Origin of the sequence: Methanohalophilus sp. WG1-DM (assembly GCF_004104135.1) — an archaeon.
In the GTDB taxonomy this organism is placed as follows: Archaea; Halobacteriota; Methanosarcinia; order Methanosarcinales; family Methanosarcinaceae; genus Methanohalophilus; species Methanohalophilus euhalobius.
This window is the reverse complement of sequence record NZ_RRBA01000004.1, coordinates 104090-117240: the sequence shown is the minus strand read 5'-3', so window position 1 is coordinate 117240 and position 13151 is coordinate 104090. Positions and strand designations below refer to the sequence as shown.

General features: G+C 44.2%; 13 protein-coding genes. 9 read left to right on the top strand and 4 right to left on the bottom strand.

From position 1 onward, the window contains the following. Positions 1-10: 10 nt before the first annotated feature. The gene (locus tag CI957_RS04840; RefSeq protein WP_128754338.1) at positions 11-1078 is read left to right on the top strand and encodes a formate--phosphoribosylaminoimidazolecarboxamide ligase; all 1068 of its coding nucleotides are present in this window, start codon (positions 11-13) and stop codon (positions 1076-1078) included. A gap of 314 nt (positions 1079-1392) precedes the next feature. Here CI957_RS04840 and CI957_RS04835 read toward each other — a convergent pair whose 3' ends face one another. From CI957_RS04835 to CI957_RS04825, 3 genes are all read right to left on the bottom strand, one after another. Continuing rightward, the gene (locus tag CI957_RS04835; protein WP_128754337.1) at positions 1393-1779 is read right to left on the bottom strand and encodes a hypothetical protein; all 387 of its coding nucleotides are present in this window, start codon (positions 1777-1779) and stop codon (positions 1393-1395) included. A 136-nt stretch (positions 1780-1915) separates the two neighbouring features. Next, entirely contained in the window at positions 1916-3235 is a 1320-nt protein-coding gene (dnaG, locus tag CI957_RS04830; protein ID WP_128754336.1) for a DNA primase DnaG, read from the bottom strand. Positions 3236-3815: 580 nt separating this feature from the next. Next, entirely contained in the window at positions 3816-4439 is a 624-nt protein-coding gene (locus CI957_RS04825; protein WP_128754345.1) for an RNA 2'-phosphotransferase, read from the bottom strand. 130 nt (positions 4440-4569) lie between these two features. On the opposite strand from CI957_RS04825, the gene CI957_RS04820 reads away from it, so the two are divergent. The 8 genes from CI957_RS04820 (at position 4570) to CI957_RS04785 (ending at position 12336) form a co-directional block, all read left to right on the top strand. Beyond that, positions 4570-5694, top strand: coding sequence for an OB-fold nucleic acid binding domain-containing protein (locus CI957_RS04820; protein ID WP_105460758.1), 1125 nt, complete (start codon positions 4570-4572; stop codon positions 5692-5694). Positions 5695-5935: 241 nt separating this feature from the next. After that, on the top strand, positions 5936-6538 hold the full coding sequence (locus CI957_RS04815) for a cyclic nucleotide-binding/CBS domain-containing protein (protein ID WP_096712669.1): 603 nt from the start codon (positions 5936-5938) through the stop codon (positions 6536-6538). Positions 6539-6597: 59 nt separating this feature from the next. Then, positions 6598-7350: a CBS domain-containing protein gene (locus CI957_RS04810; protein ID WP_096712657.1), complete on the top strand. Its 753-nt coding sequence runs from the start codon at positions 6598-6600 to the stop codon at positions 7348-7350. Positions 7351-7437: 87 nt separating this feature from the next. After that, positions 7438-8406, top strand: a complete 969-nt coding sequence (locus tag CI957_RS04805; protein ID WP_128754335.1) for a CBS domain-containing protein — start codon at positions 7438-7440, stop codon at positions 8404-8406. 24 nt (positions 8407-8430) lie between these two features. Further along, a complete protein-coding gene (locus tag CI957_RS04800) occupies positions 8431-9270 on the top strand; it encodes a CBS domain-containing protein (protein WP_128754334.1) in 840 nt (279 codons plus the stop codon). A 28-nt stretch (positions 9271-9298) separates the two neighbouring features. Further along, on the top strand, positions 9299-10075 hold the full coding sequence (locus CI957_RS04795; protein ID WP_206631035.1) for a CBS domain-containing protein: 777 nt from the start codon (positions 9299-9301) through the stop codon (positions 10073-10075). Positions 10076-10084: 9 nt separating this feature from the next. Next, on the top strand, positions 10085-11248 hold the full coding sequence (locus tag CI957_RS04790; RefSeq protein WP_128754332.1) for an RNA ligase: 1164 nt from the start codon (positions 10085-10087) through the stop codon (positions 11246-11248). Between the two features lie 47 nt (positions 11249-11295). Beyond that, on the top strand, positions 11296-12336 hold the full coding sequence (locus CI957_RS04785; RefSeq protein ID WP_128754331.1) for an EF-Tu/IF-2/RF-3 family GTPase: 1041 nt from the start codon (positions 11296-11298) through the stop codon (positions 12334-12336). Here CI957_RS04785 and CI957_RS04780 read toward each other — a convergent pair whose 3' ends face one another. Further along, positions 12337-13074: an ATPase domain-containing protein gene (locus tag CI957_RS04780; RefSeq protein ID WP_128754330.1), complete on the bottom strand. Its 738-nt coding sequence runs from the start codon at positions 13072-13074 to the stop codon at positions 12337-12339. It lies immediately after the preceding gene. Positions 13075-13151 lie beyond the last annotated feature (77 nt).

The window sequence follows — 13151 nt, the reverse complement described above, 5'->3', positions numbered from 1 at the left end:
AGGCGATATCATGATTACGAAAAAGCAAATCTCCGACATCCTGAAAGATTACAATACCGATGACCTGGCGATTGCAACGGTATGTTCTCATACTAGCCTCCAGATATTTCATGGAGCCAGGAAAGAGGGTTTAAAAACAATCGGAATTTGCATAGGTGAACCTCCGCGTTTTTATAATGCCTACCCTCTTGCCAAACCCGATGAGTTCATTTCCGTTGACAGTTACAAGGACATCCCCGATATCGCCCCCCTTTTAAGAAAGAAAAACGCCATAATAATACCACATGGCTCCTTTGTGGAATACATGGGTGCCGAGAAATTCCTTGATCTTGAAGTACCCACCTTTGGTAACCGTGCTGTACTCAATTGGGAATCAGACCGCACAAAAGAGCGGGAATGGCTGGAGGGAGCAGGAATCCACATGCCCCGGCTTGTAGAACCAGAGGATATCCACGGTCCTGTAATGGTCAAATATCACGGTGCCAAAGGAGGACGTGGTTTCTTCATTGCCAAGAACTATGAGGAATTTCTGAAAAATATCGATGAAAGTGAGAAGTACACCGTCCAGGAATTCATTGTAGGGACGCGTTATTACCTGCACTTCTTCTATTCACCCCTCAGGCAAGAAGGATACAGGCTCAGTAACGGAACACTTGAAATGCTGAGTATGGACAGGCGTGTCGAATCCAATGCCGATGAGATATTCCGTCTTGGTTCTCCTAAGGAACTCGAGGAGGCAAGTGTGCAGCCTACATATGTTGTTACCGGCAATATCCCCCTGGTAGCCAGAGAATCCCTGATGCCCAAGATATTTTCCCTCGGGGAACAGGTTGTAGAGGAATCCCTCAAATTGTTTGGCGGCATGATCGGGTCCTTCTGTCTGGAAACAGTTTTTACAGACCAGCTTGAGATCAAGGTTTTCGAGATTTCAGCCAGGATAGTAGCAGGGACCAATATATATACCAATGGTTCGCCATACTCCGATTTCATAGAAGAAGGATTATCCACGGGCAAACGTATTTCCCAGGAAGTCAAACTTGCAGCAGAGCAGGAGAAGCTGGAAGTAATCCTTTCCTGAAAAACTCAGGTAAGCAATAATCCAGTATCTTTTTTTGTAAATCTTTAAAATTACTTATGTACCAATAGCAAGGGCTGAGATTTAAGAAAGAAGACCAAAAAGGAGGGGGTAGTTGAGGAATACTCGATGATGGGGGATGAGTTTTGGAGGATCAGTACTGCAATACTCAATTGGGGGGAGTTTGGGGGTATTTTCGCAGTATTCCTCAACTATTCCTCACAAATAATCTATAATATATATAGTTTCTTATTTTTTGTTATGTTTTTGAATGTCCAAAGATGGCAACTGCTCCATATTACAGTCAGGGTTGACTTTCAATTGTTGAGATTTAACGAATCATTTACAAGAGCCATATTTTTCTCTACTTTCTGCATGGTTGTTTCATTTGTGACATTAAGAGTGGCTGCATTTTCTTCCAGAAAGGTACCCAGACTGCAGGATTGATTGAGAATTTGACTGTACCTCTCAGCCACAGGTTGCAGGCGGGGAGATGGACTGAAAGATTGCATTGTTTCTTTGGATTCCCTGCAGTGAGTAGTAAGATTGCCAGCAGCTCTTTCCAGTGTTACCACGTTTCGGGCTTCAAGAGCCTGTTTGATATCGGCATAATCGGAATGAATGACATCGAGTGAACCCTTCATCCATTTCAGGTACTCGACATCTTCCCTGCCCTGAGCCACGGTTTCATTAACATCCTTCACCGTATCCCCTATGTCAGAACACCCTGAACTAAACAGTACTAAAACCAATAACAAAAAAAGCAGGTTTCTCCTCTGCACGATCTTTCCTCATGCAAAGGAGAGGTGTGAAATATTGATATAATTTACGGGATATGTATCAGGCAGATGTGTAAACCTTTACGTTTGCAGGACTTTTTGTGATATTGCCTTTTTTCACGCCAATCAGGGTATCGATCCCTTTGTTGGATGCTATGTCCAGTATACGCTGGGTAACAACACCATCAAATACCACACTTTTTACATTATTCTCTGAATTCTTCAAGGTATTCACAAGATCACGTACAGGTGTTTCATTGACAACCTTATCATCCTGGTCAAGCAGGCGTGCTCCAAGGGTACCTGCAAGAGATTCCGAGTGAGAACTTAAACGTTTCAGAACGGGATGTTGCGAGGTTGTAGGTTTTGACCTGGAAGGTTTAGGCTTTTCTTTTTTGATAGGTGGCTCGGCGATCTTTTTAATTTTGGCAGCGGGATTCCTGGCACGATCGGGTTTGACCCTTTTCTCACGTTTTGGAACCCTGGCGATACGACCACCCTTTTTAGGACCTGAAGAGCTGGATGATTTGGCTTTTTCAGCAGGTTTATCGATAGAATAGGCTTCCATTGCCTGTTCTACCGGTACTTTCTGGCGAAGGGCACGTATGATTTCCCGCTGTACAAGGTCTTCAACACTTTTACCATCCGGCGCACGTGCCACATAATCTATATCTGCTACCTGCAGCAGTTCCTTGATAATGAGTTTGCCTCCCCTGTCACCGTCGGTAAATGCGGTTACGGTCTTTTTCCTGGTAAGTTCTGCAACCTCTGGAGGCACATTGGTACCACCCACACAGATAGCATTCTTAATACCGTAACGCAGCAGGTTCAGGACATCGGCACGTCCTTCTACCACTACAATGGCATCAGAATCAACAACATTGGGACCGCAGGGGATGTTCTTATTCTTACCAAAGAACTGCATCTCTTCAATGCGCACGGATTGACGTACTTCGTCAGCGATTTCCTGGGATTCAGGCAGGTTGGCATCGAACATACCTGTGAGAATGAACTTGGCCCTTTCAACTATATGTTTGCGTTTGGTCGCGCGAACATCCTCTATATTGCTAACCTCGATATTCGCAGAACAGGGACCTACCCTGTCAATGGTTTCCAGGGATGCTGCAAGGATTGATGTCTCGATCCTGTCCAGACTGGAAGGAATGTGTATGTTGCCCTTGGTCTTTCCGCCTTTGGTGCTTACAACGACCTCGATCCTGCCAATCCTGCCTGTCTTCTGGAGATCACGCAGGTCAAGATCAGATCCCAGCAAACCTTCGGTCTGTCCGAAGATGGCTCCTACTATATCAGGGCGTTCTATCACCCCGTCAGCATTGATTTTTGAATGAATGATATATTTTGTTGTATCAGTACTTTGCATTGTTGATTCACTCCTTATTCTTAGAGAATGCAGTAAAATAGCGATCAGAACAAAGAAAAACAGAATCAATATTTCCAGAAGTCACCACATCAAGCCCGGATAATGCCGGCTCTATGCTTTTGTCCCCCACGGACAAATGTTGTACCAACAGTCCGAATGAACACATAAGACTGTGAACTAACTTGTTTAAGTTCAATTTTGCTTGTGTGATTGGATCTTATCTAAATTATCCAATGTTATATAACCGACCCTATCGGAAATATATGCTTCTATGAGTGATGAAATCTGATAATGCTTCCGTTTTATTGATCATTGGCCACCCATGTTGGCAGCCAATCGTAATGATCCAAATTTATCTGCATTGGCTGATTATTCATTAGATCATAACACCTAATGAAATTTGATTATCTTAATAATGATCATACACTTTTAATGATCAATTCTAGTTGGATTTTGTCCTTTAAGAACTTTATGGTACTTACCAAAGGAACAAAACAGCAGAGTTAAAAAAGTGTATATACATCTCCAGTGGAAATATGGGGGTCTGCTGCTAATCCTGTTTGCAGACAGCCCGAATAACTCAGTCATCTGCAATATCTATATATTCTGGTAACACCACTTTACTGAGTACTATTTCCTCATTGGCACAGAGGAACTCATATCCATCCTTTGCAGCACTGGCTGCATCTATCTCAAGAATTATGGGATTATCGGTATGCACCGATGCCGCCTGTCTTGCTTGCTGGCTGGTAGTACTCAGATGAATATAGGTCTGCCTGTAAGGTTTGATACCATTTTCCAGAAGCATATCAACCTCTTCCTGACTGACCCCATAATAGAGTACATCAGAATCATACAGGGGATAATCAAGATTCACATCTATAGAATGACCATAGCGGGCACGTATAAAAGAGTCATCAATTTCATATCTCTGTTTGGGATCAGATTCCACAAGGGACACCAGACGCATCTTGCCTGCCCACTTATACCGTTTTTTCATTGCCTCACAAAAAGCATCAAGCTCGATCCATCCCTGAGCGTCCATATCCAGCCCTACATCATCCGGAAAATGCCTGAGGACACCGGAAACGAAACGTCCCAGTCTCATCTCATGCTCATCATCGAGCATAAATTTACCTCTTTCCCCGCATCGGGGGCATTCCTCACCACGGAAATAGCCGTGTTCTCCACATTTTCGGATCATGATACCAGAAGGGGGATGGAACTTATGGTTAATTATATTATCGGAATGACCTGTTTCGTTAGGTTTATCACATTCGCCCTGCAATGAAGACTAAACCAATCATTGTTTATTAAAGAATGCAGGTGTGCTGATGGACGATATCGATACAGTATATGAAAAACTGGAAGGCATAATTTCCAGGGAAGAATTTGAAGCAAAGGTAGAGGAAAAAATAGAGGAGATGCATAACCTCTGTGATGTCCAAACAGCCGCCCTGCTGGTAGCACATAACCTCGGTGCTACGGATGTGGGCGTTGAAACGATTAAGATTGCAGACATAAATGAGGCATCATCCAACGTGAATTTCACAGGAAAGGCAATTTCTGTTTTTGAACCAAAGGAATTCAGCCGTGACGATGGCACCACAGGCAGGGTTGGAAATATTATAGTGGCGGATGAAACCGGTTCGATCAGGGTAACTCTCTGGGACGATCTTGCAGACCTTTTAAAAACCGGTGATATCAGTACTGGTAAGAGTTACAATATCAGTGGCTACGCCAAAGAAGGTTATTCAGGAATTGAAGTCAATATCGGCAGAGGTGGAGGCATTTCTGAAAGTGAGGAAAATGTCAAGGCAAATATTAACCTCTCCGGTATCTCGAAGATAAAGGACGGAGATTCTGATGTTAATGTCGTTGGAATGGTGCTGGATGTATCGGATGTTCGCACTTTCCAGAAACGCGATGGTTCTGAAGGACGGGTACGCAACATTACAATAGGGGATGAAACCGGCAAGATCCGGATTACCCTGTGGGATGGACGTACCGAACTTGCGGATAAGCTTGAAACCGGGGATAGCGTGGAAATTATCAATGGTTACGCCCGGCTTAACAACTACAGCCAGGAAGTAGAGATACAGGTGGGCAACCACAGCAGTCTGCGCAAAACCGACAGGGAAGTGGAGTTTAAAGAAGATTATACCCCGATTGCCGACATAATCCCCGGCCAGCCCTATTCTATTAAAGGAGCAGTTTCCGGTATGGGAGACCTCAAGGAATTTACCCGCAGCAATGGCAGTGAAGGGAAGGTTTCCAATATATATGTCTCCGATGAAACGGGCAGAATCAGGATTGCACTCTGGGATGAAAAGGCCGAGCTTGTGGACAAAGTCGATATAGATACACCGATCAAGATCATCGATGCTTTTGCTAAATCCGGTTTCAATGAAGAAGTGGAACTCAACGCCGGAGGACGGAGTAAAGTAATAGTTGACTGAAAAAGTGAATTTTGTCTTCCAATTTTTCCACGGTTTAAGGTCGTGTACTTCTTTTACTTCTGCACATGTTCTAGGACAGGTTTTAATGCTTACTTAAATAATATTTGGTAATATTAGCCTTCAGGTATGCTTATTTTCATAATCAATACTCTACCATTTTCCCAGAAAATTTCTTTTGAATGCAAAATGGACATCTATATAAGGCATAAACAGAAATATTCTATGTAGGAGTGTGATGCCAATGGTCGTGCAGGAGCATAACAGCGAGGACTCGTCTTATGGGGGAATCGAGAGTCAAATACCTGTGGGGGATCTTATGTCCCACAATGTTGTAAGCATAGATGCTACCTGCAACGTTTTTGAGGTTGCCAGGGAAATGATGGCTAAAGGTACCGGCAGCGTCATAATAAGCAGGGGAAGTAAACCTATTGGCATAATCACAGAGCGTGATATTGTTGGCAAAGTGGTAAAACAGGACCTAACACCCAGCTCTGTCCCGGCAACAGAGGTCATGTCATCTCCGATTATAATGGTAGAAGCTTCTACTACCGTTATAGAAGCATCCAGGCTGATGGTAAAGTCGAATATACGTAGACTTGCAGTCAATAAGGGGGAAGATATTGTTGGTATTATTACAGATAGAGATATCCTTACAATTTCTCCGGGCCTCAACACTATTTTAGAGAACCTCATTGAAATGAACCGGGAAACAGGGATTCCTGAAGAGAGCTATCTGGAAAGAGGAATCTGCCAGCGTTGCGGTTCGTATGTGGATGAACTCACAAGCGTAAACGGACTGGCTCTCTGTGAAGACTGCAAGGAAGAAGAAGGATACTACGACTAAAAAACCATCAAACCAACGCCGCAAATAAGGGGGATTTTTGTACGCAGATAAATGAAACTATGTCAGGGGACGCAGTGTATCTGCACGAAAGTGACACTGTGACCCATGCTCGCCAGTTGATGAGAGATCATTTTCTAAGGGGAGTTCCTGTTGTGAATGACAATAGGAAGGTTTCGGGAATGATCACTGATCAGGATATTTTGAAAGTGGGATCCACAAAATCAAATGTCACTGTTGCCGGTTTTGTGAAACCGGTCCCACAGATAACACCTGAGACTGATATTTACAGGGCCGCTTCCTTGCTACTGGAAGCAAAACTTGAAAGATGTCCCGTGGTTAAAAGTACCATTGAGCAAAACCTGGTAGGAATTGTAAGCAATACCGATCTTCTTGGCAAAATGGTGAGTCGGGATTTATCAAAATCAGTCAGGGAGATCATGACCTCTCCTGTCACCACATGCACACCGACAGATAACATCGGGGAAATCTGGTCTGCTATGCTTGAAAATGATTATACAGGCCTTCCGGTGGTCTCAAAGAAAAATAAACTGATGGGCATGGTTACCAGGAGAGACCTGATAAAATCGGGGTTTGCACGTATAGGAGTCAGGGAAAATGACGGCCGCATACACAATCAGCCAGTTGAGAAAGTAATGTCAACACCTGCCTACAGCATCAAACAGGATACATCCGTGAAAGAATGCACAGAAAAAATCCTGCATTATGATGTCGGCAGATTAACAGTGGCTGTTGAAGATAAACCCGTAGGCATTGTAGACAGAAGCGACCTGCTCAGGGCCTATACCGAATAAGTAGGCTTTGTAGAGATGATATAACACATTATACGGGTGGTATAGGTAAATTCAAAGGATAAAACACGTATTCAAAAAGAGGATAAGATGAGTTACAGACAAAAAAATACCGGTAACCCAGGAGGGACAGATATCAGCAAGGATCCAAAGGCCTACAGCATGGAGAGTACTATGGACAGGGGAAATGTCAACTTCAAGGCTCATATAGCCCAGCATGAGGGAAGTATGATGGCCGTTGCAACAAAAGATGTTGTTTGCGCAAACCCCACCACCCCCATAATAGATATCATAAAAAAAATGAGCAAGATGCATTTCAAGCATATGCCTATTGTCAATGCAGGTACATCAAAACTTGAAGGTATAATCACTTCAGTGGATATAATGGACCTGCTGGGTGGAGGAGAAAGAAGCCTTTTTTTGGAGAAAAAATTCAAAGGCAACCTGCTATCAGCTATAAATGCCCAGGTGCGCTACATAATGGAGCATGACGTCCACAGTTTGAGGAATGATGCACATATTAAAAAGGCCTTTGAGTTGATGATAGACAAACATATTGGATGCGTGCCCTTAGTGGACAATGATGGTCATCTGGAAGCAATCTGCACCGAAAGGGATTTCCTTACCTTTATAGAAGGAGTGCTGACCGGGAAAAAGGTAGAAAAGTGGCAGACCAGAAATGTCAAAACTGCGGATGCAGCAACTTCGATCTGGGATGTTGCCAGAACAATGGTTGAAAATGAGTTCAAAAGGGTTCCTATTGTCAGGAACAATATACTTGTGGGAGTCGTTACATCTTCCGACATCCTCAATTATCTGGGAACCGGGGAAGCTTTTGAAAAACTCACCACGGGTAACGTACATGAGGCTTTCGACAGCCCGATTGGCAATCTTTTGCATAACGATCTTATCTGGACAATACCGGATGCTGATCTCGGGGAAGCAGCAGAAATTATGCTTGAAAAAAGCATCGGATGTCTTCCTGTAATAAAAGATGGTAATCTGGAGGGAATCCTGACAGAAAGGGATATCCTGCTTGCACTGGCAGACAAACAATAAAATTTCTTACGGAGGACAAGGAAAATGAATGTATCGGATATAATGAGTACTCCGGTCTATGTGATTGGAACAGAGGAACCTGTATCACACGCAAGGAACCTGATGTTTCGTCACAAGATTAGTACTTTGATAGTTGTTGAAGAGGAGGAAATAAAGGGAATTATCACAAAAAGTGATATTAGCAGCCGCCTTGCACAGGCAGAACCAATGTGGAGACGGCGCCCTATTGACAAGATCCCGGCAAAAATAGTGATGACTGCTGAACCGATTATCACTATTTATCCCGATGCATCCGTATCCCAGGCCATTAACCTAATGCTGGAAAATCAGATCAACAACCTGCCGGTGTTCAAGAACAAGCTTCAGGGAATAGTAACAATCGGGGATGTAGTCCGTTATGTAGCAGATAAAGCCATAACAACTAAAATTTCCGAAATGCTTACCGATGACGCTGTGGAGGTTCACCGCCATCACACAATCAACCATGTAATAGATGAAATGGAAAAGCACAGAGTCAGTAAAGTAATAGTGATAAACGATGTTGGAGACTCCGTCGGTATGATCTCCACCAGGGATATTGCTCTTAGTGCCATGGAGGATAATGAAGGTAAAATGCAGTCAAAGAATATCAAAATGGCACGTAAACCCACGCAGGGGGGTGAAAAAACATACAGGTATGTAAAAGATGTACCTCTGGTAGCAGAGGATATAATGGTCGAACTTGACGGGGTTGTAAATATCGAAGATAACCTCTCAGATGCGGCCAAAGTAATGGTAGAAAACAATCGTACAGGCCTTCCTGTCGAAAAGGAAGGAAAGATAGTAGGAATCTTGAGCAGAATCGATATAATAAGGGCTGCTTAAGCAGGTAAATTCCCAGGAGATGTTTATTATGCAGGTAAAGGACATAATGGTACAACCAATAAGCGTAGATAAAGCAGACACTATTTCTCATGCACTGGACATAATGGAAAAGAACGATACAAGAAGACTGCTGGTTACTCACAACGGTCAGCTTGTAGGTGTCCTGACCATGAGAAATCTTACCAAGGAACTGGGAACCCGCAAGAAGGGGGCCAAACCTGCCTCTTCCCTTCATGTGGCCACTGCTGTATCGGATAATTTCGTTAAAGTTCTGCCAGATACCGACCTTGATGATGCCATTACTTTGATGAAAAAGAAAGGCGGGGTTCTGATAGTCACCGATAACGAGGATATAATGGGCTGGGTTACTCCCCAGGAAATCCTTCAAAACCTGTATTTCGATGGTTTTGCCGGTGAAATAATGATAAAGGAACCTGTAGTCGTCAATCCGGCCGACAGGGTAAGTCATGTAAGGCACATAATACTCGAGAACAATATGGGCAGGTTCCCTGTAATGGATAGCGGTGAACTGCTGGGCATTATTACCGAACAGGATATTGCCAAAGCGATGAAATCCTTCCGGGAACTTGTATCCGGAAACCAGCAGGATTCCAGAATCAAGAATCTCATTGTCGAGGATATAATGCAAATGGGTGCCAAGACCGCCTACACCAACACACCGGTTGCCGAGGTGGTTGATATGATGCTCAAGAACAATATCGGTGGAGTACCGGTACTCAATCTGGAGGAGGATTTCGCGGGCTTTATCACCCGGCGCACCCTTGTTGATACCCTGGCAAAATGAAGGCAAAGAATGAAAGGTTCGGAGAAACCAGATGATATGGAAAAGACAGCCCGGTTTTTAGGGCTGTCAGTCTCCAGACTGGAAAGACTGCTTGAAAAAGGATTCCTATCAAGAAACTGGGGGAATTACACAAATTTTTTCAGGTTCGAAACTTCAGTCTCAGGTATAGAAAGAGGAAGTGTCCTCCTGCAAAAAAGCGATGGAAAACTGGACTTTATCCTGGGCTTCCCAAAAATACAGCGTGCAATGCTGCTTGGGCCTTCCATAAACAACCATTTTTCAGAAATTGATAAACTCATAGTCGAAGAAAAGATGAACGGCTATAATGTCCGTGTGATTGAGAACGCAGGGAAACTTATCGCTTTCACCCGCAGCGGGCATATCTGTCCCTATTCCACAGAAAAGGTCAATTATCTTTTAAACACCTCCTTTTTCAGACAATATCCTGACCTGGTAGTGCACGGGGAAATGGCAGGACCAGAGAATCCTTATGTCTCCAAAAAGGTCTACGATACGCAGACATTGGATTTTTTTGTTTTCGATATACGCCACAAAAAGACTGGACAACCCCTGCCTGTCAGACAAAGAAGAAAACTGGCCGCCTCATTTGGTTTCAAGCAGGTTCCTTTCCTGGGAGAGTTTGCAAGGAAAGAGGCTGCTGAAAAGATTATGCAAATTATAAAAAAACTGGGTGAGATGGGACATGAAGGGGTGGTCATCAAGGATTTGGACATGGACCTGGCACCTATCAAATATACATGCTCTCAGAGTAATTGCGCCGATCTTGAACATGCTTTCAAGTTCTACAACGAGGTGGGACGGGATTACCTGTATTCCAGGGTAGTCAGGGAAGGTTTCCAGACCGTGGAATGGGATGAAGACGAAGATGCAATGGATAAACGAGCTTTAAGGCTTGGCAGAAGCATCATCTCTCCTATGGCCGATTCTGTCCGAAGGGTTGGCAGCGGTGAAAAACTCTATGATGAGGTTACCCTGCGTTTTCAGAATCCACAAACCCTGCAGGAATTTGAGGAATATTTCCGCCGGCTTGGCATAGATGCTATTTTTGACCGGGTGGGATATTCAGGCGGAGAACTTATGGTTAACCTGCAAAAACTCAACCAGAGTACCACCGACAAGACAGAAGCAATGTGGGAAGGCAACCTCTGGTGAAGTAACACATTTATGTACCAAGCACCTGTTAGTGCATAGGTGTACCAATGACTAAAATCGCAATTATCGGAAGTGAGGGAAGCGGCAGGACTTCCCTGGCGGCAAAACTGGGTAAAAAAAGCACAGCTGCAGATATCACCATGTATGATTATGCCAAGAACGATGTGGTGATGACAACCATCGATGCCAATGGTTACCCCAAATCCGTCAAACCTCTTGTCACTGCCCTGCAACTTTCCGACATAGCCCTGCTCTGTATTCCACCGCAAGGCCCTGATGCCTTTGCAGGGGAATGTATCATGGCCCTGGACCTCATGCAGTACAAGCACGGGATTGTCGTACTCACCAAAGCGGATACCTCATACCCTTACGCCCAGGAAGAGCTGCAGAAAAACTTGCAGAAAATCCTGTCCCCAACCACCCTGGCAAACTGGGAATTTGTAAACCTGTCCACCGAGTCCTTCGAAGGTCTGGATGAGATCAAGGAAAAGATCTTTGAACTTGACGAGCAGGTCAATTCCGAATATGAAAAGCTCAACGATAAACCGGTCCGTATAACTGTTGACCAGTCCTTCAATGTCACGGGAATTGGCTGTGTGGTACTGGGAATTGTGGAACAGGGTACGGTGAATGCAAAAGAAAAACTGACAGCCTATCCTGCAGACAAACCCCTGGAAGTCAGGTCTATCCAGATGCATGATGAAGATGTAAAAAACGCTCCTGCAGGTGCCAGAGTCGGCCTTGCCCTTAAGGGTGTCCAGTCAAAGGATATTGAGAGGGGTTTCATTATTTCTGAAAAAGAGGAGGTTGCTGAATCCCTTGTACTGGAATGTACCCTTTCCTCCTTTGCTTCTCCTCTCAAGATATCCGATGTACCCCATATTTTCACAGGCCTGCAGTCATCACCCATGCGTATTGAGAAGATCGAAATTGATGGAAAGGAAGCCGAGCAGGTAAATGCCAGTCAGCAATGCACACTTCATTTGAATGGCTCCCGTGAAATAGCCTACAGGCAGCAGGACAGGTTCATAATCACGAACCTGGATGCAAAACAGCGGTTTACAGGTTATGGCTTCGTAAAAGAGTAATTATCTTCTGCCGAGTACCTCAATGCCTTTTTCCCCAAACCGGAAAGCCTGTCTGGATACGGGATGAGGCACACCTCTCATTTTTACGATCTGGAGAGAGCGATCTTCATCATCTGAAGACGGGTTATGGAACAATATCACACCATCGGCAGCGAAATGTTCGGAAGATACACACACGGGAGTGGGGTTGTCATCTATAAGAAGAGTAGTACAACCCAGCCCCTGTAGATTGCGTAAAAACCGTGCCATTTCCATTTTTTCCAGACATTTGTCCTGATTGGAAAAACGTATGGATGAGAGAGGGTCAACTACAACCCTTTTGATATCATTGGTCGCTACATGTGCAGCTATTTCCTTGAAAACAGTTGAAGCAGAGGGAGGCTCTCCTTCCACAGGATAGGGATTCATGTTGGATTCTGGATTTATGACTTCCTTTAATTCATCCATGTACCCGTATTCCATCTCCGGGCCCAGATCTGCAAAGAATATTTTTTTCATTTTCATCAGGGCCGGCAGGTTGAGGGAGTAAGTAGAGATATCGGCTATAATATGTTCGGAATTCTGGATCAATGTGACATAGAGACCAGCATCCCCGAAAGACGCCCCGTGTATCAGGTACTGCATACCAAAGGTAGTTTTACCACTTCCGGGGGAGCCATTCAATAGATAGACCCGCCCCTGTGGCAAACCTCCTCCTATCAGTTCATCAAGTCCTTCAATTCCAGTCTCTGCCTTCATCACTACCCTCAAATAATATATGCAAAAAATTTCCAGGTATCCAATGCATACATCAGGTTATATTGAACTAAATTAAT